Source organism: Pseudomonas sp. R9.37, assembly GCF_963878885.1.
Classification (GTDB): Bacteria; Pseudomonadota; Gammaproteobacteria; order Pseudomonadales; family Pseudomonadaceae; genus Aquipseudomonas.
The window spans coordinates 663814-687522 of the sequence record NZ_CAWNZA010000011.1 but is presented as its reverse complement, the minus strand read 5'-3'; the positions used below and the strand labels follow the sequence as shown (position 1 = coordinate 687522).

21 protein-coding genes are annotated in these 23709 nt (G+C 60.6%); 11 read left to right on the top strand and 10 right to left on the bottom strand.

Going from position 1 to position 23709, the window contains the following annotated elements; translation table 11 throughout:
* Nucleotides 1–85: 85 nt before the first annotated feature.
* Nucleotides 86–904: a shikimate dehydrogenase gene (gene aroE, locus AACU78_RS09780; protein WP_106575991.1), complete on the bottom strand. Its 819-nt coding sequence runs from the start codon at nucleotides 902–904 to the stop codon at nucleotides 86–88.
* Nucleotides 904–1836: an oxygen-dependent coproporphyrinogen oxidase gene (gene hemF / locus AACU78_RS09775; RefSeq protein WP_106575990.1), complete on the bottom strand. Its 933-nt coding sequence runs from the start codon at nucleotides 1834–1836 to the stop codon at nucleotides 904–906. The genes aroE and hemF overlap by 1 nt, the downstream gene beginning before the upstream one ends.
* Nucleotides 1837–2012: 176 nt before the next feature.
* Between hemF and AACU78_RS09770 the strand changes: the two genes are divergently transcribed.
* Entirely contained in the window at nucleotides 2013–2990 is a 978-nt protein-coding gene (locus AACU78_RS09770; protein WP_106575989.1) for an NADPH:quinone reductase, read from the top strand.
* A gap of 132 nt (nucleotides 2991–3122) precedes the next feature.
* Here the strand turns inward: AACU78_RS09770 and AACU78_RS09765 are convergent, their stop codons facing one another.
* From AACU78_RS09765 to AACU78_RS09755, 3 genes are all read right to left on the bottom strand, one after another.
* Nucleotides 3123–3680, bottom strand: a complete 558-nt coding sequence (locus tag AACU78_RS09765; RefSeq protein ID WP_106575988.1) for an L-threonylcarbamoyladenylate synthase — start codon at nucleotides 3678–3680, stop codon at nucleotides 3123–3125.
* A 54-nt stretch (nucleotides 3681–3734) separates the two neighbouring features.
* Nucleotides 3735–4829 (bottom strand): DNA-processing protein DprA, encoded by a 1095-nt coding sequence (gene dprA, locus AACU78_RS09760; RefSeq protein WP_106575987.1) that lies wholly within the window; start codon nucleotides 4827–4829, stop codon nucleotides 3735–3737.
* Between the two features lie 63 nt (nucleotides 4830–4892).
* Nucleotides 4893–5660 (bottom strand): peptidoglycan-binding protein, encoded by a 768-nt coding sequence (locus tag AACU78_RS09755; RefSeq protein WP_106575986.1) that lies wholly within the window; start codon nucleotides 5658–5660, stop codon nucleotides 4893–4895.
* A gap of 135 nt (nucleotides 5661–5795) precedes the next feature.
* Here AACU78_RS09755 and def point away from each other — a divergent pair, with 135 nt between their 5' ends.
* The 5 genes from def to AACU78_RS09730 all read left to right on the top strand — a co-directional run bounded on the left by def (nucleotide 5796) and on the right by AACU78_RS09730 (nucleotide 10476).
* A complete protein-coding gene (gene def / locus AACU78_RS09750) occupies nucleotides 5796–6302 on the top strand; it encodes a peptide deformylase (RefSeq protein WP_016970668.1) in 507 nt (168 codons plus the stop codon).
* 69 nt (nucleotides 6303–6371) lie between these two features.
* On the top strand, nucleotides 6372–7325 hold the full coding sequence (gene fmt, locus AACU78_RS09745) for a methionyl-tRNA formyltransferase (protein WP_106575985.1): 954 nt from the start codon (nucleotides 6372–6374) through the stop codon (nucleotides 7323–7325).
* Nucleotides 7322–8632: a 16S rRNA (cytosine(967)-C(5))-methyltransferase RsmB gene (rsmB, locus tag AACU78_RS09740; protein ID WP_106575984.1), complete on the top strand. Its 1311-nt coding sequence runs from the start codon at nucleotides 7322–7324 to the stop codon at nucleotides 8630–8632. The genes fmt and rsmB overlap by 4 nt, the downstream gene beginning before the upstream one ends.
* Nucleotides 8633–8653: 21 nt before the next feature.
* On the top strand, nucleotides 8654–10027 hold the full coding sequence (gene trkA / locus AACU78_RS09735) for a Trk system potassium transporter TrkA (protein ID WP_106575983.1): 1374 nt from the start codon (nucleotides 8654–8656) through the stop codon (nucleotides 10025–10027).
* A 137-nt stretch (nucleotides 10028–10164) separates the two neighbouring features.
* Nucleotides 10165–10476, top strand: coding sequence for a hypothetical protein (locus tag AACU78_RS09730; RefSeq protein ID WP_106575982.1), 312 nt, complete (start codon nucleotides 10165–10167; stop codon nucleotides 10474–10476).
* A gap of 135 nt (nucleotides 10477–10611) precedes the next feature.
* On the opposite strand, the gene AACU78_RS09725 is transcribed toward AACU78_RS09730, so the two are convergent.
* Complete coding sequence (locus AACU78_RS09725; RefSeq protein WP_106575981.1) at nucleotides 10612–11499, bottom strand: lysophospholipid acyltransferase; 888 nt, start codon at nucleotides 11497–11499, stop codon at nucleotides 10612–10614.
* Between the two features lie 40 nt (nucleotides 11500–11539).
* Nucleotides 11540–12097: a DNA-3-methyladenine glycosylase I gene (locus tag AACU78_RS09720; RefSeq protein WP_106575980.1), complete on the bottom strand. Its 558-nt coding sequence runs from the start codon at nucleotides 12095–12097 to the stop codon at nucleotides 11540–11542.
* 81 nt (nucleotides 12098–12178) lie between these two features.
* Here AACU78_RS09720 and glyQ point away from each other — a divergent pair, with 81 nt between their 5' ends.
* The 4 genes from glyQ to AACU78_RS09700 all read left to right on the top strand — a co-directional run bounded on the left by glyQ (nucleotide 12179) and on the right by AACU78_RS09700 (nucleotide 16575).
* Entirely contained in the window at nucleotides 12179–13132 is a 954-nt protein-coding gene (gene glyQ / locus AACU78_RS09715; protein ID WP_003187265.1) for a glycine--tRNA ligase subunit alpha, read from the top strand.
* Nucleotides 13129–15183: a glycine--tRNA ligase subunit beta gene (glyS, locus tag AACU78_RS09710; RefSeq protein WP_106575979.1), complete on the top strand. Its 2055-nt coding sequence runs from the start codon at nucleotides 13129–13131 to the stop codon at nucleotides 15181–15183. The genes glyQ and glyS overlap by 4 nt, the downstream gene beginning before the upstream one ends.
* Nucleotides 15183–15722: a D-glycero-beta-D-manno-heptose 1,7-bisphosphate 7-phosphatase gene (gene gmhB, locus AACU78_RS09705; protein ID WP_177410061.1), complete on the top strand. Its 540-nt coding sequence runs from the start codon at nucleotides 15183–15185 to the stop codon at nucleotides 15720–15722. Before glyS ends, gmhB begins: the two co-directional genes overlap by 1 nt.
* An 82-nt stretch (nucleotides 15723–15804) precedes the next feature.
* On the top strand, nucleotides 15805–16575 hold the full coding sequence (locus AACU78_RS09700; protein ID WP_106575978.1) for a lysophospholipid acyltransferase family protein: 771 nt from the start codon (nucleotides 15805–15807) through the stop codon (nucleotides 16573–16575).
* A 181-nt stretch (nucleotides 16576–16756) separates the two neighbouring features.
* Here the strand turns inward: AACU78_RS09700 and AACU78_RS09695 are convergent, their stop codons facing one another.
* Nucleotides 16757–19018, bottom strand: a complete 2262-nt coding sequence (locus AACU78_RS09695; protein WP_106575977.1) for a CHASE2 domain-containing protein — start codon at nucleotides 19016–19018, stop codon at nucleotides 16757–16759.
* Nucleotides 19019–19351: 333 nt separating this feature from the next.
* On the opposite strand from AACU78_RS09695, the gene AACU78_RS09690 reads away from it, so the two are divergent.
* Entirely contained in the window at nucleotides 19352–20077 is a 726-nt protein-coding gene (locus tag AACU78_RS09690) for a response regulator transcription factor (protein WP_106575976.1), read from the top strand.
* A gap of 102 nt (nucleotides 20078–20179) precedes the next feature.
* Here AACU78_RS09690 and gyrB read toward each other — a convergent pair whose 3' ends face one another.
* Together gyrB and recF are read right to left on the bottom strand one after the other, a co-directional pair.
* Complete coding sequence (gene gyrB / locus AACU78_RS09685) at nucleotides 20180–22597, bottom strand: DNA topoisomerase (ATP-hydrolyzing) subunit B (protein WP_106575975.1); 2418 nt, start codon at nucleotides 22595–22597, stop codon at nucleotides 20180–20182.
* Between the two features lie 4 nt (nucleotides 22598–22601).
* Nucleotides 22602–23705, bottom strand: a complete 1104-nt coding sequence (recF, locus tag AACU78_RS09680; protein ID WP_010565854.1) for a DNA replication/repair protein RecF — start codon at nucleotides 23703–23705, stop codon at nucleotides 22602–22604.
* Nucleotides 23706–23709 lie beyond the last annotated feature (4 nt).

Sequence of the window (23709 nt, the reverse complement as noted above, 5' to 3'; positions counted from 1 at the left end):
ATGTCAGTCAACAATTACTTAACTGAGCTACCGCTTTCGCGAGCAAGCCCGCTCCCACACTGACTGTGACTACATTCGCGTTGTGTCAGGCCAACTGGCGGCGCAACTCAGCCAACACCGGCGCCGACTCCGGGCGCACACCGCGCCACAGGAAGAACGCTTCCGCCGCCTGCTCCACGAGCATGCCCAGGCCATCCATCGCCACTGCTGCGCCATGCTCTGTCGCCCAACGGCAGAACGCGGTGGGTTCCTTGGCGTACATCATGTCGTAGCAAAAGGTCTTGCCCGGCTCGATCAGGCTGCTGGCAATCGGCGGTACATCGCCTGACAGGCTCGCGGACGTGGCATTGATGATCAGGTCCACCGGCTCACGCAGCCAGTCGAAACCGCTGGCCGACACAGAGCCCAGATCGTCAAACAGCTCGGCGAGCAACTCGGCCTTTTCCACCGTGCGGTTGGCGATGATCAGCGCGGCAGGCTGCTCGGCCAGCAGGGGCTCCAACGTCCCACGCACCGCGCCGCCAGCACCGAGCAACAGGATGCGTTTGCCTTGCAGGTTCAACCCGGCATTCACCTTCAGGTCGCGCACCAGGCCGGCGCCGTCGGTGTTGTCACCCAGCAGGGTGCCGTCGGCCAGCTTGCTCAGGGTGTTCACCGCGCCGGCGCGCTGGGCACGCTCAGTCAGGCTGTTGGCCAAGCGGTAGGCGTCTTCCTTGAATGGCACCGTGACATTGGCGCCACGGCCTTGCTGAAAAAACTCACGGGCACAGCCGGTGAAATCCTCCAAAGGCGCGAGCAAGGTGCTGTAGTCCAGTTGCTCGCCGGTCTGCTCGGCGAACATGCGATGAATCAACGGCGACTTGCTGTGGCCGATAGGGTTGCCGAACACCACATAACGGTCCATCAGACAGCCGCCTTGGGCGCGGCGAGGCCGAGCCAGTCGCGGTCTTGCAGGAAGTAATCGGTGAGACGCGCTTCTTCGCTACCGGCCTCGGCCTTCCAGTCATAGCTCCAGCGCACTTGCGGTGGCAGCGACATCAGGATCGACTCGGTGCGCCCGCCCGACTGCAGGCCGAACAGGGTGCCACGGTCGTAGACCAGGTTGAATTCGACGTAGCGTCCTCGGCGGAACTCCTGGAACTGGCGCTGCTGTTCGGTGTAAGCCATGGCCTTGCGGCGCTGCACGATCGGCAGGTAGGCGTCGATGTATGCATCGCCGATGGCGCGGATGAAGGCGAAGCAGGTGTCGAAGTCCCACTCGTTCAGATCGTCGAAGAACAGGCCGCCGATGCCGCGCGGTTCGTTGCGGTGCTTGATATGGAAATACGTATCGCACCAGGCTTTGTAGCGCGCGTACACGTCCGGCCCGAACCGCGCACAGGCCTGCTCGGCAACGCGGTGCCAGTGGATGCAGTCTTCCTCGTTGCCGTAGTAGGGCGTGAGGTCGAAGCCGCCCCCGAACCACCACACCGGTTCTTCGCCTTCTTTTTCGGCGATGAAAAAGCGCACATTGGCGTGGGACGTCGGCACATGCGGGTTGTGCGGGTGGATCACCAACGACACGCCCAAGGCTTCAAACCCGCGACCGGCCAGCTCGGGGCGATGCGCGCTGGCGGACGGTGGGAGACCGCTGCCGAACACGTGGGAAAAGTTAACGCCGCCTTTTTCGATGACCGTACCATTTTCGATCACACGGGTGCGACCGCCGCCACCGGCAGGCCGGGTCCAGGCGTCTTCGATAAAGCGAGTGTCCGTCTCGAAGGTTTCCAGGGCGCTGCAAATGCGGTCTTGCAGGTCGAGCAGGTAGGCTTTAACAGCCTCGGTGCGGGTAGTCATGGCATCACCTTGAATCGGGCAAAGCTACGCGAGGCCATGCGGCGTCGGCGGCAAATGGGCGCACAGGATACCACTGCGATTACGTGGCACTGCACTTAGGTGCGCCGCAGTTGACGAAGATCAAGCATAGGAGTGGGATAGAGGGCTACGCGAATTCGACCTCAGGAGAAGTGCAGATGGCCAAACGTATCCAGTTCAGCGCCCATGGCGGCCCCGAAGTGCTTGAATATGTGGACTACACGCCGGCAGAGCCCGGCCCGCAGCAGGTTCGTGTGCGCAACGAGGCCATCGGCCTGAACTTCATCGACACCTACTTCCGCAGCGGCCTTTACGCGCCGCCGGCCCTGCCCTCGGGCCTGGGCGCAGAGGGCGCCGGTGTGGTCGATGCCGTGGGCAGCGAGGTTACGCAATTCAAAGTCGGCGACCGCGTGGCTTACGGCAGCGGCCCGCTGGGCGCCTACAGCGAATTGCACGTACTGCCCGCCGCCAACCTGGTGCACCTGCCGGACGGCATCAGCTTCGAACAGGCTGCCGGTGCGATGCTCAAAGGCCTGACCGTGCAGTACCTGCTGCGTCAAACCTACGAATTGAAGGGCGGCGAAACCATTCTGTTCCACGCCGCCGCCGGTGGTGTGGGCTCGCTGGCCTGCCAATGGGCCAAAGCCCTGGGCGTGAAGCTCATCGGTACGGTGAGCTCGCCGGAAAAAGCCGCCTTGGCCAAATCCCTCGGCGCCTGGGAAACGATCGACTACAGCAAGGAAAACGTCGCACAACGCGTACTGGAATTGACCGACGGCAAAAAAGTCCCGGTGGTGTACGACGGCGTCGGCAAGGACACCTGGCTGACCTCGCTGGACAGCGTGGCGCCACGTGGGCTGGTGGTGAGTTTTGGTAATGCGTCGGGCGCGGTGGACGGGGTGAACCTGGGCATTCTGGCGGCCAAGGGCTCGCTGTATGTCACCCGGCCGACCTTGGCGACTTACGCCAGCAACCCGAAAGACTTGCAGGCGATGGCAGATGATTTGTTCTCGATGATCAAGAGCGGCAAGGTGCGCATTGATATCAACCAGCGGTTTTCGCTGGCGGACGCGGCGAAAGCGCAGACTGAGCTGTCGGGGCGGCGGACTACCGGGTCGACCATTTTGTTGCCGTAAGGCGATAGATCGCTGGGGTCAGTAATGGCCTCATCGCGGGCAAGCCCGGCTCCCACACTTTGATCGCATTTCAACTGAAGGAACGCGACCGAATGTGGGAGCGGGCTTGCCCGCGATGGCCGCACCGGGCTCTCAGGAAGGCCGCACCACCTCACCCGTCGCCAAATCGCGAATCAGGCTCGGGTTCTTGCGCCCACCCAGAGCGCCGCCCAATACCCGATCTACCTGGCCACGGAAGTATTGCTCCACGCGAAGCCGCGTGCGCGCAGCCGGGCGCCCTTGCGGGTTCGCCGAGGTGGAAATCAGCGGCCCGACCAGCGAGCACAAATCCCGCACCAGCGGATGATCAGTCACCCGCAACGCCACCGTGTCATGCACACCCGTTACCCACTCAGGCAGCAAGTCCTGATGGGGCACCAGCCAGGTATTGGGCCCAGGCCAGGTGCTGGCCATGCGCTCGATCCAGGTGTCCGGGAAGTCTTCAAAGAGAAAATCGAACTGGCGAATATTGTCCGCCACCAGGATCAGGCCCTTGTCCACCGACCGATTCTTGATCGCCAGCAGCCGGTCCACCGCTTCTTCGTTCCACGGATCGCAGCCAAGGCCCCAGACCGCTTCGGTCGGGTAGGCAATCACCGCGCCTGCGCGAATTTCCCGTGCGGTTTCCAGCACACGCCACCTGTTGACCATTACTCACTCTCCGGACTAAAGCTCTGCGCAGTTTACCGATCTTCTTTACAAAACCTAGCAGCGCGCAAGCCAGCGCCCGCTTTCGCAGATCACCTGGCCTTCGAGCTCAAGCTCGGTGAGGGTAGCCAGCACCTGGGACAACGGCCGCCCGCTGGCAAGGGCCAAGCCCTCGCTGGTGTGAGGCGCGGCATGCAGCAGCGCCACCAGCGGATGCGTGACCGGCAGGGGCGCCGGCCGGGACAGCGCCTGCCAGCCACGTAACCCTTCCAGAATGTGCTCGATGGATTCCACCAGCGTCGCGCCATCGCGGATCAATTGGTGGCAGCCTTTGGCACCGGGGTGATGGATCGAACCCGGGATCGCATACACCTCGCGCCCTTGCTCGGCCGCCAGCCGCGCGGTGATCAGCGAGCCACTGGCCATGCTGGCTTCCACCACCAGCACGCCCAGCGACAGGCCACTGATGATCCGGTTGCGCCGGGGGAAGTTGCCAGCCTGTGGCGAGGCGTCCAACGGAAACTCGGAAACCACCGCGCTGCCCTGGGCAATCATCGTGGCTGCGAGCTGCCGGTGGCGCTGTGGATAAAAGTTTTCAAGCCCGGTGCCGAGCACGCCGATTGTCTGGCCGCCGGCATCCAGCGCTGCCTGGTGAGCCGCGCCGTCTATGCCCAACGCAAGACCACTGGTGATGACAAAACCGGCGCTCGCCAAGCTGCGGGAAAAGGCCGCTGCGGTGTCCATGCCGGGTCGCGAAGCACGGCGACTGCCGACCATGGCCAACTGCGGTTTTTCCAGGATTTTGGGGTCACCGGCGACGAACAATAGCGGCGGGGCATCGTCGATCTGGGCGAGGAGTGCCGGGTACTCAGGTTGGTCCCACATCAGCAAATGCTGGGCCGGCTGCTCCAACCACGCCAATGCTTCACTGGCACCGTCGCGTATTTCAGGGCTGCGGCGGGCATCGGCGCTGACGGCCGGCAACCCGAGGGAACGCCATGCACTGGCAGGGGCGCTGATGGCTTTTGAGGCAGAGCCGAAGGCTTCGAGCAACACACGAAAACGCTTGGAACCCAGTTCTGGCAGCCTGTGCAAGCGTAGTCGAGCTTCCAGTTCTGACGGGGAAATTTCGCTGCTGTTTATCGGATACATTTGATCATCCTTGACCGGAACAAGCTGTGGATAACTCTGTTGGTAACTTATTTAGCAGGCTATTTATTGTGTTTGTTGGGCAGTCTCGAATCGGTCCATGACTGCCAGCGAGCGTGAGGCGCTGAGAACCAGGCCATAGCTGAGCTTTTCATAGGTGCGAAACACCAGCAGCGTGCCGGCGCGTTCATCGGGGAGTTGGGTTGCCGCGCCGGTGAGGGTATCGCGGATCGTCTCGCCGGCTTTGATCACGGTCAGCAATTGGCCTTCAACCAGCCCGTCGCGTCGGCCTTTGTTCAGGGTAACGGCGTCCAGTACGCCAATCTGGGTGACGCCTTTGGGAATGTCGATGATGTGCCCCTTAACAAAGGACGCACGCTTCACCGGGGCCGGCTCAACCGGAGGTTCGGCGCGCAGCAGCCGATCGCCGGGACGTACTTCCTGGGTGACTCGCTGCACCGCCAGCGTGGTGAGATCCCCGGCCATTACGAAGCGCGCGGTGCCGATGTTGTCGGCGTTGATGCCCAGCAATTCCTGAGTGTCGGGGTCCGTGTAGGCCTTGGCGCGGCGAAAAATCCCGTAATTGGGCTGTGTGGGGTCCAGGGCGCCCCTTGCATACACACGGTCGCCGTTGGCACCCAGCACCCGGCCCGCGTCGGCCGCGACAATGTAAGGCGCGTTGTCCAGGTCGTGGGCCGTGTCGAGTATGCGGTTGTGCAGCAAAAAGTACTGGATGGCCTGCTGCGTCGCCGGCTCCAGGCGCTGGCCAGGCGGTGAGATCAAGGCCATCGTGAGCGGCGTCCACAGCAGCAAGACGAGTAGCGATTTCCTCATGGGGTCAATCTCCTTTATTATGTGCGTTCGCGTGAAATGCCATAGCCTTCGCGGCTTTCGAACCTTTCACACCGGCTGCCTGGGTCCATCCCACCGCCGATTTGCCTCTACCTCACATGTGCAGCAATTACGCTTATGGCTATTTTGAACATCCTCGAATTTCCCGACTCGCGCCTGCGCACGATCGCCAAACCGGTGGCCGTAGTGGACGACAAGGTTCGTCAGTTGGTCGATGACATGTTTGAAACAATGTATGAAGCCCCGGGCATCGGCCTCGCCGCCACCCAGGTCAACGTGCATCAGCGCGTCGTGGTCATGGACCTGTCGGAAGATCGCAGCGAACCGCGGGTGTTTATCAACCCCGAGTTCGAACCGCTGACCGAAGAGATGGGCGAATACCAGGAAGGCTGCCTCTCGGTGCCGGAGTTCTACGAGAACGTCGAACGCCCGCTGCGCGTGAAGATCAAGGCGCTGGACCGTGACGGCAAGCCCTACGAGCTGATCGCCGATGGCCTGCTGGCCGTGTGTATCCAGCACGAGTGCGACCACCTCAACGGCAAGCTGTTTGTCGATTACCTGTCCACGCTTAAACGCGACCGGATCAAGAAGAAGCTGGAAAAAAAGCATCGCCAGCAAGCTTGATGCCCTTCTTCCAAAGGCTTGCTGCGGCAAGCCTTTTTCTTTTGTGACTGTTTTTAACCGAGACCTCTCATGACCGAGCCACTGCGCATTGTTTTTGCCGGCACTCCCGAATTCGCTGCCGAACACCTCAAGGCGCTGCTTGCCAGCCCTTATGACATTGTCGCGGTGTACACCCAGCCGGACCGCCCGGCCGGTCGCGGGCAAAAACTGATGCCGAGCCCGGTCAAGCAGCTGGCGCTGGAACACAACATCCCTGTGCTGCAACCGCCAACCCTGCGCAACGCCGAGGCCCAGACGGAGCTGGCGGCGTTGAAGCCAGACCTGCTGGTGGTCGTGGCCTATGGCTTGATCCTGCCTCAGGCGGTGCTGGATATCCCGCGCCTGGGCTGCATCAACAGCCACGCTTCGCTGTTGCCACGCTGGCGCGGTGCGGCGCCGATCCAGCGCGCCGTGGAAGCCGGCGACCGTGAAAGCGGTGTGACCGTGATGCGCATGGAGGCGGGCCTGGACACCGGCCCGATGCTGCTGAAAGTCACTACCCCGATCACCGCCCAAGACACCGGCGGCAGCCTGCATGACCGTCTAGCCGAGCTGGGCCCGCCCGCTGTGGTCCAGGCCATCGCCGGCCTGGCTGCCGGCACCCTCGAAGGCGAAGTGCAGGACGACAGCCTGGCCACCTACGCCCACAAACTGAATAAAGACGAAGCGCGCATCGACTGGAGCCGCCCGGCCGTAGAGCTGGAGCGCCTGGTGCGCGCCTTCAACCCATGGCCGATCTGCCACAGCACACTCAGTGGCGAAGCCTTGAAAGTACTGGCCGCCACCCTGGCTGAAGGCAAAGGCGCCCCCGGCGAAATCATCGGCGCCAGCAAAGAAGGCCTGTTGGTCGCCTGCGGTGAACAGGCGCTGTGCCTGACCCGTCTGCAATTGCCCGGCGGTAAAGCGCTTAATTTCAGCGATTTGTTCAACAGCCGTCGTGAGAAATTTGCCCTGGGCACGGTTCTCGGGGCGGTCGCTCAATGAACCCGCGTCTGGCCGCCGCCAAGGCCCTCGCCGCCGTACTGAATGGCAAGGCTTCACTGAACAGTTCGCTGCCTACGCAGCTGGATAAGGTTGAAGACCGTGATCGCGGTTTCACCCAGGACCTGGCCTTTGGCACCGCACGCTGGCAGCCACGCTTGTCGGCGCTGGCGGCCAAGCTGCTGCAAAAGCCGTTCAAAGCGGCGGATGCGGATGTGGAAGCGCTGCTGCTGGTCGGCCTCTACCAATTGCTCTACACCCGCGTGCCGGCCCACGCCGCCATCGGTGAAACCGTTGGGTGCGCCGACAAGCTGAAAAAACCTTGGGCCAAGGCGCTGCTCAACGCCGTGCTGCGCCGCGCCCAGCGTGAGAGCGAGGCGCTGCTGGCCGAGCTGGAACACGACCCGGTGGTGCGCACCGCACACCCACGCTGGCTGCAAAAGTCCCTGAAAGCCTTCTGGCCTGAGCAATGGGAAGCCATCTGCGCGGCCAACAATGCGCACCCGCCAATGATTCTTCGGGTCAACCGTCGCCATCACAGCCGCGACGCCTACCTGCAACTGCTCACCGACGCCGGCATCAACGCCACGCCGTGCGTGTACAGCGTCGACGGCATCGTGCTGGAAGCGGCCACCGACGTACGCAGCCTGCCTGGTTTTGCCGAAGGCTGGATCAGCGTGCAGGACGAAGCCGCGCAACTGGCCGCCGACCTGCTCGACTTGGCGCCCGGCCAACGCGTGCTCGACGCCTGCTGCGCACCCGGCGGCAAGACCTGTCACATTCTGGAAGTCGAAAAAGACCTCGCCGCTGTCGTCGCCGTCGACCTGGAAGCCAAGCGCCTGGTGCGCGTGCGTGAAAACCTCGCCCGCCTGGGCTTGAGCGCCGAGCTGATCGCCGCTGACGGCCGCGACACCGCCACTTGGTGGGACGGCAAACCCTTCCAGCGCATCCTGCTGGACGCGCCGTGCTCCGCCACCGGCGTGATTCGCCGCCACCCGGACATCAAGCTGACCCGCCAACCCGACGACATTGCCGCCCTGGCCGGGCTGCAAGGCGAACTGCTCGACGCCCTGTGGCCAACCCTGGAAGTCGGCGGCATTCTGCTCTACGCCACCTGCTCGACCTTGCCCACCGAGAACACCGAAGTGATCGAAGCCTTCCTCGCCCGCACCAGCGGCGCGCGCGAGCTGGACCTCGCCACGGCAGCCGGCATCAAGCAGCCTCACGGCCGTCAGCTGCTCGCGCAAGAAGGCGGACACGATGGCTTCTACTACGCCAAACTGATCAAGATTGCCGCCGCGCGCGGCTAATGGGTTTAAGGGAGTGACCGGATGAAAATCATCATCCTTGGGGCAGGGCAGGTCGGCGGCACGCTGGCCGAGCATTTGGCCAGCGAAGCCAACGACATCACGGTGGTCGACACCGATGCCGAGCGCCTGCGCAACCTCGGCGACCGTCTCGACATCCGCACCGTGCAAGGCCGCGCGTCATTCCCGACGGTGCTGCGCCAAGCCGGTGCCGACGATGCCGACATGCTGGTGGCCGTCACCAACAGTGACGAGACCAATATGGTCGCCTGCCAGGTCGCCCACACCCTGTTTCACACGCCCACCAAAATCGCCCGCGTCCGTGAGGCGGCTTACCTGACCCGTGCAGGGCTTTTCGACAACGACGCGATTCCAGTGGACGTGCTGATCAGCCCCGAACAAGTGGTGACTCACTACATCAAGCGCCTGATCGAAATTCCGGGCGCCTTGCAGGTGATCGACTTTGCCGAGGGCAAGGCGCAATTGGTCGCCGTTAAAGCCTATTACGGCGGTCCGCTGGTGGGCCAGCAACTGCGCCAGTTGCGCGAGCACATGCCGAATGTAGAAACCCGCGTGGCGGCGATTTTCCGGCGCGACCGGCCGATCCTGCCCCAGGGCGATACCGTGATCGAGGCCGACGACGAGGTATTTTTCATCGCCGCCAAAGCGAATATTCGCGCGGTCATGAGCGAAATGCGCCGGCTGGACGAGACCTACAAACGCATCGTCATCGCCGGCGGTGGGCAGATCGGCGAGCGCTTGGCCGAAGCCATCGAAAGCCGCTACCAGGTGAAGATCATCGAGATGAACCCGGCACGCTGCCGGCATTTGTCCGACACCCTCGACAGCACCGTCGTACTGCAAGGCAGCGCCTCGGACCGCGACCTGCTGATGGAAGAGAACATCGCCGACGCCGATATTTTCCTGGCACTGACCAACGATGACGAGGCCAATATCATGTCCTCGCTGTTGGCCAAGCGGCTGGGGGCGAAGAAGGTGATGACCATCATCAACAACCCGGCCTACGTCGACTTGATCCAGGGTGGCGATATCGACATCGCCATCAGCCCGCAGCTGGCCACCATCGGCACCTTGCTGGCTCATGTGCGCCGTGGCGATATCGTCAGCGTGCACTCACTGCGCCGGGGCGCGGCGGAAGCCATTGAGGCGATTGCCCATGGCGACTCAAAGTCGAGCAAGGTGATCGGCAAGGCCATCCGCGATATCGGCTTGCCGCCGGGCACCACCATTGGCGCGATCATTCGTGACGAAGAGGTGCTCATCGCCCACGACGATACGGTGATCGTCACGGGCGACCATGTGATTCTGTTTCTGGTGGACAAGAAACATATCCGCGATGTGGAGAAGTTGTTCCACGTGGGCTTGAGCTTTTTCTGATCAAAACATTCAGGTGAGCCTGCCGTCGTCATCGCGGGCAAGCCCGCTCCCACAGGTGATCGCGTTTTTAGCGCGCAAGCGGGCTTGCCCGCGATGACGCGATTGAAAACCCTACCCAGCTGAAAGGACACGCCACCATGCTCGAATCCCTGGAAAAAATGCTCGCCAAGGGTGTGGATAATTCATTGCTGCGCTTTGGCTTGGGCAAGGGTTATCTGGACGCGAAGGACAACGCCAAGGCGGCCGAGCATTTGCACAAGTGTGTCGAGTTTGATCCGAAGTATTCGGCGGCGTGGAAGTTGTTGGGCAAGGCGCAGGCGGCGTTGGGCGACCGTGCGGCGGCGCGGCTGGCGTGGGAGAAGGGCATTGAAGCGGCTCAGGCCCATGGCGACAAGCAGGCCGAAAAAGAGATGACAGTGTTCCTGAAAAAGCTCGACCGCCAGGCCTGAATGGCGATCAAACATGTGGAGCGGGCTTGCTTGGGAAGGCTGAGCGTCAGTCACTGAATGTGTAGCTGATACACCGCCTTCGCGAGCAAGCCCGCTCCCACATTGGTTTTGCATCGACCTTGAGTCAGTCGAGTATCAATACCACCGCGCCTCACCCGGCGGGCGTTTCTTGAAGCGTTTCATGCTCCACATGTATTGGCTCGGGTAGGCGCCGACATAGCGCTCCACCACCTTGCTCATCGCCGCGCAGGATGTGGCGGTGTCGGTGCTGTACATGTCTTCCGGCGCCGCTTCCAGAATCACTTTGTAACCTGAACCGTCCGGCAGCCGCAGCGCATGCAGGAACACGCCCACCGCCTTGTGGCCCGCAAGCATGTTCGGCACAAACTTGCTGGTCAGCGCCTGGGTGGCGAAGAACGGCACGAAGATCCCGGCCGATTCCGCCGGTTCCGGGTCGGCGGGAATGCCCACCTGGCCGCCTTTGCGCACTTCCTTGATCACGCTGAGAATGCCTTCCTTGGTGGACGCCGCCACGCGGTTGCCCAATTGCACGCGCTGTTTTTGCAGCAGTTCATCCACCGCCTTGAGCTTGGGCGGGCGGTAGAAAATGATCGGTTTGCACTGGTTGCAATAAAAGTGATTGAGCACTTCCCAGTTGCCCAGGTGGCTGGTGATGCCCACCACGCCTTTGCCCGAGGCCAGGGCTTCGTGCAGCACTTCGAGGCCCTCGACTTCGCGCACCAGGTCGATGGAACGCTGGGCCGGCCAGATCCAGGCGCAGGCGCTTTCCGTCAGGGACTTGCCGATGTCCATCAAGCTCTGGCCGACCAGGCGCTCGCGGGCGGCGGGGTCCATGTCCGGGAAGCATTTGGAGAGATTGATCCGCACTGTTTCGCGGGAGCGGTTGGGGGTTTTCCACATGATCCAGCCAATTGCCGTGCCCACGGCCTGAACAGCGCGCCAAGGCAACAAGGCAAACAACCGAAGAGCGCCTACCAGCAAGGCGCCTTTAAACTTTTCCACAGGTCACTCCTGATCGTGTGTGGTGCGCAAAGCCGGCATTCTAACCGGCGTTGGCCAAGTCCGCGTAACGGTCGCAGTCTTGAGTGTGGTCCATGACCATCCCGCTGGCCTGCATGAAGGCGTAGCAAATGGTCGGGCCGACGAAGGTGAAGCCGGCTTTTTTCAAGGCGCGGCTCATGGCTTCAGCCTCGGGCGTAATCGCCGGGACCTCGCTGCGGTCCTTGAAGTGATTGACCTTGGGCACGCCGCCCACGAACGACCAAAGCAAACCCACTGGGTCTTCCAGCGCCAGCCAGGCCGCGGCATTGCGGCGGGTGGCGTTGAGCTTCAGGCGATTGCGCACGATGCCAGGGTCGAGCATCAGCGCCTCGATCTCGGCATCGCTGAGGCGCGCCAGACGCTGTGCATCAAAGCCGAACAGGACCTTTCGATAATGCTCGCGTTTGCGTAAAACGGTGATCCAGGACAGGCCCGCCTGGAACCCTTCGAGCAAAAGCAACTCGAACAGACCCTGCGCATCGCGCAGCGGCGTTCCCCACTCCTGATCGTGATAAGCCATGTACAGCGGATCTTCAGAACACCAAAAGCAGCGTGGCATAAGGCTCCAGGGGATGGTGGCGCGGCCGAATCGGGTATACTCCCGCTCTTTAAATCGCAGCCCAAGTAACAGGTGAATTTCGTGAGCCAGCCTACGCCAGCCGTGCGTACCTTCCAAGACTTGATCCTCGCCCTCCAGCAATACTGGGCCGAGCAAGGTTGTGTGGTACTTCAGCCCTACGATATGGAAGTAGGCGCCGGCACTTTCCACACCGCTACATTCCTGCGGGCCATTGGCCCGGAAACCTGGAACGCCGCTTATGTGCAGCCCAGTCGTCGCCCGACTGACGGCCGCTACGGCGAAAACCCGAACCGCCTGCAGCACTACTACCAGTTCCAGGTGGTACTCAAGCCCAACCCGGACAACTTCCAGGAGCTGTACCTGGGCTCGCTGAAACATGTCGGCCTGGACCCACTGGTGCACGACATCCGTTTCGTCGAAGACAACTGGGAATCGCCAACCCTGGGTGCCTGGGGCCTGGGCTGGGAAGTCTGGCTCAACGGCATGGAAGTGACGCAGTTCACGTACTTCCAGCAAGCGGGCGGCATTGAGTGCTACCCGGTGACCGGCGAGATCACCTACGGCCTGGAGCGCCTGGCCATGTACCTGCAAGGCGTGGACTCGGTCTATGACCTGGTGTGGGCTGACGGCCCGTTCGGCAAGGTCACCTATGGCGATGTGTTCCATCAGAACGAAGTGGAGCAGTCCACTTACAACTTCGAACACGCCAACGTCGACAAGCTGTTCGAGCTGTTCGACTTCTATGAAAGCGAAGCCAAGCGCCTGATCGAACTCGACCAGCCGCTGCCGTTGCCAAGTTATGAAATGGTGTTGAAGGCCTCCCATACCTTCAACCTGCTGGATGCCCGCCGTGCCATCTCGGTCACCGCGCGCCAGCAATACATCCTGCGTGTGCGCACCCTGGCGCGTTCCGTCGCCCAAGCCTACCTGCTGGCGCGCGCCAAGCTGGGCTTCCCGATGGCAACCCCGGACCTGCGTGATGAAGTGTTGGCTAAGCTGGAGGCTGCACAATGAGTGCTCAAGATTTTTTGGTTGAACTGGGCACCGAAGAGCTGCCACCCAAGGCACTCAACACCCTGGCCGACGCGTTCCTGGCCGGTATTGAAAAAGGCCTGCACAGCGCTGGCCTGAAATTCGCGGCGAAAAAAGTCTACGCCGCGCCACGTCGTCTGGCTGTGTTGCTGACCGCGCTGGAAACCCAGCAGCCGGACCGCAGCATCAACCTCGACGGCCCGCCGCGCCAGGCCGCCTTCGATGCAGAAGGCAACCCGACTCAAGCAGCCCTGGGCTTTGCCAAGAAGTGCGGCGTCGAGCTGAGCGAGATCGACCAGAGCGGCCCGAAACTGCGTTTCAGCCAGGTCATCACCGGCAAGCCGACGGCGAGCCTGTTGCCGACCATCGTTGAAGATTCCCTCAACGACCTGCCGATCCCCAAGCGCATGCGCTGGGGTGCTCGCAAAGAAGAATTCGTACGCCCAACCCAGTGGCTGGTGATGCTGCTCGGTGATCAGGTCATCGACTGCACGATCCTCGCTCAGCAGGCGGGCCGTGACTCGCGTGGTCATCGCTTCCACCACCCAGAAGCCGTGCGCATCACTTCGCCCGCCAACTATGCCGCCGACCTGCGCGCCGCTTACGTGCTGGCTGATGCCAATGAGCGTCGCGAGCTGATCAGCAAGCGCACCGAAGAGCTGGCCCGCCTGCAGGAAGGCACCGCCATCGTGCCGCCAAGCCTGCTCGATGAAGTGACCGCTTTGGTTGAGTGGCCAGTGCCGCTGGTGTGCTCGTTCGAAGAGCGTTTCCTCGACGTGCCGCAAGAAGCGCTGATCACCACCATGCAGGACAACCAGAAGTATTTCTGCCTGCTGGACGTGGACGGCAAGTTGCTGCCGCGCTTCATCACCGTGGCCAACATCGAAAGCAAGGACCCGCAGCAGATCATCGCCGGTAACGAGAAAGTCGTTCGCCCGCGCCTGACCGACGCCGAGTTCTTCTTCAAGCAAGACAAAAAGCAGAAGCTCGAAGACTTCAACCTGCGCCTGCAAAACGTGGTGTTCCAGGAAAAACTCGGCAGCGTCTACGACAAAGCCGTGCGCGTTTCCAAGCTGGCGGCCTACATTGCGCCGCGCATTGGCGGTGACGCTGCCTGGGCTGCCCGCGCTGGCCTGCTGTCCAAGTGTGACCTGGCCACCGAAATGGTCGGCGAGTTCCCGGAGATGCAAGGCGTTGCCGGTTACTACTACGCCCTCAACGACGGCGAGCCGGACGATGTAGCCCTGGCGCTGAACGAGCAGTACATGCCGCGCGGTGCCGGTGCTGAGCTGCCAACCACCTTGACCGGTGCGGCCGTAGCCATCGCCGACAAGCTGGACACTCTCGTCGGTATCTTCGGTATCGGCATGTTGCCCACCGGCAGCAAAGACCCGTACGCCCTGCGCCGTGCTGCCTTGGGCGTGCTGCGTATCCTGATCGACAAAAAGCTCGACCTCGACCTGACCCAGGCCGTGGTGTTTGCGGTCGGCCAGTTCGGTGGCAAGGTCAAGCAAGCCGGTTTGGCCGAGCAAGTGCTGGAGTTCGTGTTCGACCGCCTGCGTGCGCGTTACGAAGACGAAGGCGTGGATGTTTCGGTGTACCTGTCGGTCCGTGCCCTGCAACCCGGCTCGGCGCTGGACTTCGATCAGCGAGTGCAGGCCGTACAGGCCTTCCGCAAGCTGCCGGAAGCCGATGCACTGGCTGCCGTGAACAAGCGCGTGTCGAACCTGCTGAGCAAGGCCGACAACCTCGGCAATACCGAAGTCGACCCGGGCCTGTTTGCCGATGCCAAGGAGTTCTCGTTGAACTCGGCCATCGCCAAGGCCGAAAACGCAGTGAAGCCGCTGCTCGCTGAACGTAACTACGCCGAAGCACTGGCGCGCCTGGCCACCTTGCGTGAGCCGGTGGATGCGTTTTTCGAAGCCGTGATGATCAATGCCGACGATGCCGGCGTGCGGAAAAACCGCTACGCCATGCTGGCGCGTCTGCGTGGTTTGTTCATCAACATCGCTGACATTTCCGTACTGGGCTGATCATGTTGAAACTGCTGATTCTCGATCGAGACGGAGTGATCAATTACGACTCCGACGCTTACATCAAGTCGGTGGCGGAGTGGATTCCACTGCCCGGCTCGATCGAGGCCATCGCGCAGTTGAGCAAAGCCGGCTGGACAGTGGCCATCGCCACCAACCAGTCCGGCATCGCCCGTGGTTATTACGACATCGCTACCCTGGACGCCATGCACGCGCGCTTGCGCACGTTGGTGGCCGAGCAGGGCGGTGAAGTGGGGCTGGTGGTGTACTGCCCCCACGGGCCGGATGAGGGGTGCGATTGCCGCAAACCCAAGCCTGGCATGTTGAAAACCATTGCAGAACATTACAAGGTGCCCTTGGCTGGGCTATGGTTCGTCGGGGACAGCCTCGGTGACCTGGAGGCGGCCAAAGCCGTCGACTCTCAGCCAGTTTTGGTTAAGACCGGGAAAGGCGAAAAGACCCAGGCGAAAGACCTGCCGGTAGGCACTTTGATTTTTGACGATCTGGCGGCAGTTGCCGCAGAACTTATCAACAACTAGCCGCCCTCGACTTCCTGACCAAGGACTGTTCGGGAGTGCGCTTTTAACAGGCGGGCCGTGTCCCGCAACGGTAAATGCCGCCATGTCGATCTTGCAGGCCATCAGAACCTTTTTCTTTTACCTGCTGCTGGGCACCAGTTCGTTTCTCTGGTGCACCCTGAGCTTTTTTATTGCGCCGTTCCTGCCGTTCAAGGCGCGCTATCGCTTTATCAACGTTTATTGGTGCCGCTGTGCGCTGTGGCTGACCAAGGTGTTCCTGAACATCCGTTTCGAAGTGAAGGGCGCTGAAAATGTCCCGGAGCAGCCCTGCGTGATTCTGTCGAACCACCAGAGCACCTGGGAAACGTTCTTCCTCTCCGCGTACTTTTCGCCGTTGAGCCAGGTGCTCAAGCGCGAGCTGCTGTATGTGCCGTTTTTCGGCTGGGCCATGGCCATGTTGCGCCCGATCGCCATTGATCGTGACAACCCCAAGGCCGCGCTCAAGCACGTCGCCAAAAAAGGCGATGAGTTGCTCAAAGATGGCGTTTGGGTACTGATCTTTCCGGAAGGCACGCGTGTGCCTTACGGCACCGTAGGTAAATTCTCGCGGGGCGGCACCGCCCTGGCGGTCAACGCCAACCTGCCGGTATTGCCGATTGCGCATAACGCCGGCAAGTTCTGGCCGAAGACCGGTTGGGCCAAACGCGCAGGCACCATCACGGTGGTGATTGGCGAGCCGATGTACGCAGAAGGCGAAGGACCACGTGCCATTGCAGCGTTGAATGACCGCGCCGCAGCGTGGAATGAAGCGCAGCAACGGGCCATGGGCTCATTGCCTCCCGAGCCTGTGGTGGTAGAGACGCCGGCGATTTGAGCGTCTGTGGATAACCTGTGTACGGTTTGTTGGCGAATCGACGTTTTTGGTTCATAAGAAGCTGATTTACATACATATTTCTCAAGCTAATAAAATCGCGAAAAACGTGCATAAGTTTTTTTGCGCATTAAAAAACCGGTCCTTTTGACCGGTTTTTTATGCACAGCAGAAAACCAGGTTTTTACGTATCAAGCAGGGGCAGTTTCAGGCTGAAGGTCGAGCCTTTGCCTAACTCGCTCTCGCACAGGACACGACCACCATGGCGCTCAATCACGGCTTTGACCATGGTCAGCCCCAGTCCCAAACCCTCACTGCCCTGGGCTGAATCGAAGCGTCGGTACTGGCTGAACAACTCCGGCAAATCCCCAGGCGCGATGCCTGGCCCCTGATCGCTGATGCGGCATTCCAACCAACCTTGCGTGCTGCCATGGCTCAGCGTCACGGTGGTGCCTGACGGGGAGTACTTGATGGCGTTTTCCAGCACGTTGAACAGCGCCCGTGTCAGCAATGATTGATCGGCTGACACCATGCCCTCGTCCGCCTCATCCAGATCGTGTACCAGATGAATGCCTTTGAGCTGCGCGATCACTGCCACCTGGTCAAAGGCATCCATGACCAGCATGGCAAATAGCGTCGGCTGGAAGTGGTAGCCGTCAGCTTCGGCCTTGGCCAACTGCACGAAGGATTCGGTGAGGCTCAATGCGCGTTTCACCTGTTGTTCGATCTGGGCAAATATCGGCGAATCGCCGTTGTGCACATCCAGCAATGCCAGGATCGCCGAGTGCGGTGCACGCAGGTCATGGGACAGGAAGCGCAACATGGTCTCGCGGTGCTGTTGGGCTTCACGCTCCTTGCTCAAGTCGGTAAGGCTCAGCAGCCAGCCAAGGGCGACATCACCTTCGGCCGGTAGCAAGGGTGCCAGCTCCATGCGCAGACTGCGCTGGTGGATATCGCGAAACTCGATAAGCTGCAGCGCCGATAGGGCAGGGCGAACACCATTGTGCAGCGGCGGGTAGCCGAGGTCGGCGAGTTGCTCCAATAGATTTGTGGCCACCAGATCGTTGCCGAACACCTCACGGGCGACGCGGTTGGCCAGCAGGATACTGCCGTTGGGATCGGTAATCAGGGTCGCCACCGGCAGGCACTCCAACCCGTCCGCCATAAAGCGCCGCGTGTCGCGCGTGCGGCTTACCGCCTGCTCAAGCGCAAAGATCCGCCCCTGCAATACGTCACCTTTGCTGGCGGGCGCACGGCGACGCTCGGGCAGCACTTTGGGTTCGTTGTCCAGGCGTGCCAGTTCCCAGCCGAAGTAAGCAAGGATCACGCTCAGGCGGCGCCAATTCCAGATCAAATAGCTGAGCAGCAGCCCGATCAGACACGCTGCGGGTGACCACCAATGCCCCAGGCGCAGCAAGGCCCATGAGCCGAGCAGTGCGGTGACCATGCAAGCCAGGGTCATCCACAGCGCATAGCGCGGCCGATACAACAGCAGCCCCAGCAGCAACGCCACCAGCGAAGCGGCCATCAATGCGGCAAACCAGCCTGGAAGATCGACGATGCTGCGCCCCAGCAGCAATCCATTAAGGATGTTGGCCTGGATCTCTACTCCGGCCGTGGAGCCCACCGTGGAGGAGAGGGGCGTGACAAAGCGGTCACCCATTCCATAGGCTGTGGCGCCGACCAATATCAACCGGCCACGCAACACGTCGGGCGGTACCTCGCCCTGTAATACGCTGACGTAGGACACGCTGGGAAAGTGGCCCTGCGCGGTATAAGGAACACGAACCGCGTGTTCACGATGCCAATGCTGACCGTCAGGTGCCTTGGCGAGCCCCGGCATGGGTGATGTTTGCCCAGTCAACGTATAGGCGAGCCATGCCAGCTGTGCAAGCGTGTTACCGGGCGGACCCTCGCGCATATACAGGCTGCGTACGACACCGTCGTTATCGGCTTCGACATTGATCTGGCCCATGCCTTTGGCGCATTTGAGCAGTGGCAACAGTTGCTCATCCGGCGCGTCTGAACTCGCCGTGGGCAACAACACATTGCCGGCCTTGCACACCGCGTCGGCCAGTCGTTGGTCATCCGCCGCTTCGCCGGGCTCGCTGAAGATCACATCAAACAATATGCCTGCCGGTCGAGCAGCACTGAGCCGGTCAATCAGGTCAGCATGCACGCTGCGCGGCCAGGGCCACTGGCCTAGCTTTTTCAGGCTTTGGTCATCAATAGTCACCAGCAGGATCCGCGGGTCGACCGGCAATGGCGTCAGGCGGCGAAGGCTGTCGTACAGCGGGTTATTGAGGGCCAGACCTGGGCTCAACGACAGGTAAACCGTGAAGGGCAGCAGGACCAGGCCAATCAACAGCCACTCACGTATCAAACCGTGGAACAGCAGTTGCGCTCGGGTGGGTTGGCGTTTTTCGGATTTTCGCCACAGCATCACCGGGCTACCGTCGCAGGCGTGTAGAGGTGTCGAGAGTGGATAGTTGAACGCGCCATATGCCCCTGCTTCTCCCTGTTCGATATGAGCGGTGTACTGAACCCAGTGAAGCTCATATCGGTCTCACTGTTAGAGTTTCCTGAGCGCTTCATGCTGAACCTTTTCCTTACGGGCAGGAGTGGGTATCTTTCCTCCAAGGTATCGAGGTCTTCCAACGGATTAAAGGCTCTTTGATATCAGCGTATCGATAGATTCATGGTCCGCTGAATCTGACCACAATTATTCAGATTCGATGGCCGGCATTTGCGCCGTTTTTTTAGTAGAAGGGACCCACCCATGCGTGTCGCAATACTGGATGACGAGCCCGCTGAGTTGCGCCGGGTTGAGCAGACACTGCGACAGATTCCCAGCACCGCGGAACAGCCGTGGTCCGTGCATTGCTTCGAGCGTGGTGAAGACCTGCTGCGCCAGCTGCGCCGGGAGACCTTTGACTTGCTGATACTCGACTGGCAACTGCCCGACATCACGGGTATCGCGTTGCTGCGCTGGACCCGCGAGCACATGGAATCACCGCCCGCCGTGATCATGCTCACCAGTCGGGACGCCGAGAGCGATATCGTCACGGCGTTGAACAGTGGGGCGGATGATTACGTCAGTAAACCTTTCCGGCCCAATGAACTGAAAGCCCGGATCACGGCCGTTCTGCGTCGCCATGGTTTGCAAAAAGCGACTGCCCATGAAGTGCAGAGCTTCAACGATCTGACCTTCGACGATGCCGAACTGACCGTCACTCGTGCGGGCAAACCTATCAACCTGACTGAGCGTGAATACCGCTTGGCCAGTTGCTTGTTCGCCAATCTGGCGCGTCCGCTGTCTCGTGAATATCTGTATGAACGGTTCTGGTCTCATGAGGAGATGGTCTCTTCGCGGCCGCTGGACACTCATATCTATCGCCTGCGCAACAAGCTGGGACTGACCGCCGACCGTGGCTGGCAACTGTTGACCATCTACGGATACGGTTATCGGTTGGAAAGTGTGGCGGCAGTAAACTCGAACCAATAAGCTTGATGTTCCACGTGGAGCATTGCAAAAACGGCTTATTCCGACCCAATAAAAAAGGCCAACGCTGAGCGTTGGCCTTTTTGTTTTAGCAGGCTGATCTGATCAGAAGTCCAGGTTGGACACTGCCAGGGCGTTGCTTTCGATGAAGTCACGGCGAGGTTCGACCGCATCACCCATCAGGGTGTTGAAGATCTGGTCTGCGCCAATGGCGTCTTCGATGGTCACGCGCAACATGCGACGCTGAGCTGGGTCCATGGTGGTTTCCCACAGCTGATCAGGGTTCATTTCGCCCAGACCTTTGTATCGCTGAATAGTGTGACGCTTGGTGCTTTCTGCCATCAGCCAATCAAGGGCTTCTTTGAATTCCTTGACCTGCTTCTTGCGTTCGCCACGCTGAATGTAAGCACCATCGTCCAGCAAGGTGCTCAATTGCGCGCCCAGCGTAACGACGGTTTTGTAGTCGTTACTGCCGAAGAAGTCGCGGTTGAAGGTGACGTAGTTCGACAGGCCGTGGGAGATCAGTTCGACCTCTGGCAGCCACACGTTACGCTCACGGTCTTCACGCAGGCTGGCTTTGTACACCAGGCCAGACTTCTCGACAGTACGCAGGCGCACTTCGTACTGGGCCAGCCAATCCTGCATCGCCGCGTGATCGCCCAACTGCTCCAGGCTGACGGCCGGCAGGTAGATGAAGTGCTCGGTCAGCTCCTGAGGGTACAGACGCGACAGACGCTTGAGGGTCTTCATGACCATGCGGAAATCGTTAACCAGACGCTCCAGCGCCTCACCAGAGATACCCGGGGCTTCGTCGTTCAAGTGCAGGCTGGCATCTTCCAGGGCCGACTGCGTCATGTACTCTTCCATGGCGTCGTCGTCTTTGATGTATTGCTCTTGCTTGCCTTTTTTCACTTTGTACAACGGCGGCTGTGCGATGTAGATATAGCCACGCTCGATCAGCTCAGGCAGCTGACGGAAGAAGAAGGTCAGCAGCAGGGTACGGATGTGCGAACCGTCGACGTCAGCATCGGTCATGATGATGATGTTGTGGTAGCGCAACTTGTCGATGTTGTACTCGTCGCGGCCGATACCGCAGCCCAGGGCTGTGATCAACGTGCCGACTTCCTGAGAGGAAATCATCTTGTCGAAGCGGGCTTTCTCAACGTTGAGGATCTTACCCTTCAACGGCAGGATCGCCTGGGTGCGACGGTTACGACCCTGCTTGGCGGAACCGCCAGCAGAGTCACCTTCCACCAGGTACAGTTCGGAGAGGGCAGGGTCCTTCTCCTGGCAGTCAGCCAGTTTGCCCGGCAGGCCGGCGATATCCAGCGCGCCTTTACGACGGGTCATCTCACGGGCTTTACGCGCGGCTTCACGGGCACGTGCAGCGTCGATCATTTTGCCGACAACCAGCTTGGCTTCGTTCGGGTTCTCCAGCAGGAAGTCGGAGAAGTATTTGCCCATCTCCTGTTCCACAGCGGTCTTCACTTCGGAAGACACCAGCTTGTCTTTGGTCTGGGAGCTGAACTTGGGATCTGGCACTTTTACCGAGATAATCGCGGTCAGGCCTTCACGTGCGTCGTCACCGGTGGTAGCCACCTTGTGTTTCTTGGCCAAGCCTTCGGCTTCGATGTAAGTGTTCAGGTTACGCGTCAACGCTGAACGGAAACCCACCAAGTGAGTACCGCCATCGCGCTGAGGAATGTTGTTGGTGAAGCACAACAGGTTCTCGTTGAAGCTGTCGTTCCACTGCAGGGCGATTTCTACACCGATGCCATCTTCACGCTGGATATTGAAGTGGAACACCTGGTTGACCGCAGTCTTGTTGGTGTTCAGGTATTCAACAAATGCGCGCAGGCCGCCTTCGTACTTGAACAGCTCTTCCTTGCCGCTGCGTTCGTCCTTGAGAACGATGCCTACACCGGAGTTGAGGAAGGACAGTTCACGAATACGCTTGGCCAGGATGTCCCAGCTGAAGTGGATATTCTTGAAGGTTTCAGCCGATGGTTTGAAGTGGATCTGCGTACCGGTGGATTCGCTGTCACCGACGATTTTCATCGGCTCTTGTGGCACGCCGTGCACGTAAGTCTGTTCCCAGATCTTGCCGCTGCGGCGAACGGTCAGAATCAGCTCTTCAGACAAAGCGTTCACTACCGACACACCTACACCGTGCAAACCGCCGGAGACTTTATAGGAGTTGTCGTCGAACTTACCGCCGGCGTGGAGCACGGTCATGATGACCTCTGCCGCCGAAACGCCTTCTTCTTTGTGCACGTCTACCGGAATGCCGCGACCATTGTCGCGCACGGTGATGGACTCATCCGGATGGATGATGATGCTGATGTCGTCGCAGTGACCGGCCAACGCTTCGTCGATGGAGTTGTCGACCACCTCGAAGACCATGTGGTGCAGACCGCTACCATCATCGGTGTCGCCAATGTACATACCGGGACGTTTGCGTACGGCATCCAAACCTTTCAGCACTTTAATGCTGGTCGAGTCGTACGTGTTTTCTTCGCTCATGCCTTCACTCCCGATGGTCGTGGGTCTGGGTGATACGGCCTTGTTCCACGTGGAACAAAGCGACTGGCGTTTCCGTCTGCCAGCCTTCCCTCAATAATTCGTGGTCTACACAGGTAATAAATACCTGGCAGCGTAAGTCTTCCAACAAGCGGCATAACGCGCGGCGGTGTTGCTCGTCGAGTTCGGACGGCAAGTCATCCACCAGATAAATACACTGACCGCGTCGGGCTTGGCTGACCAAATGCCCCTGGGCGATACGCAGTGCGCACACCACCAACTTCTGCTGACCGCGGGACAAGATATCCGCGGCATTATGTGCGCCTAATCTAAGGCGCAGATCAGCCCGTTGAGGGCCTGCCTGGGTATGGCCAATTTGCTGATCCCGTTGCAAGGACGTGGCGAGCACTGCGCTCAGCTCACGTTCTTTATCCCAACCACGGTAGTAGCTCAGCGTCAGTCCTTCGAGATCCAACAACTCACTCAAGGTCTGCTCAAAGACTGGTTTCAAGGCTTTGATATAGGCGCGGCGGTATTCATCTATTTCGTCGCTGGCCAGGCACAGTTCCCGGTCCCAGGCTGCTTGCGAAGCGGCGTCAAGTGTACCATGCCGCAGCCATGAGTTCCGCTGCCGCAGGGCCTTCTGCAGGCGCTGCCAAGTGGCCATGAAACGCGGTTCCACGTGGAACACTCCCCAATCGAGGAACTGCCTGCGGATCTTCGGTGCACCTTCCAGCAGGCGGAAGCTGTCGGGGTTGATCAGCTGCAAAGGCAGGATTTCCGCCAACTGCGCCGCGCTGCGCGCATTTTGCCCATCAATGCGAATTTGAAATTCCCCGCCGCGATCACGGGATATGCCCAGGCTACTGTGTCCGCCTTCAGCCAATTCAACTTGGCCGAATACCGTGCATGCCAACTGCTCGTACTGAATCACCGGCAAAAGACGTGCACTGCGAAAAGAACGGGCGAGCCCCAGCAAATGAATGGCTTCCAGCACGCTGGTTTTGCCACTGCCGTTGGCGCCGTGGAGGATATTGATGCGGGGGGAGGGGGAGAAGGTCACCGGGTGCAGATTGCGCACCGCGGTGACCGAGACGCGACTAAGGGACATCTAG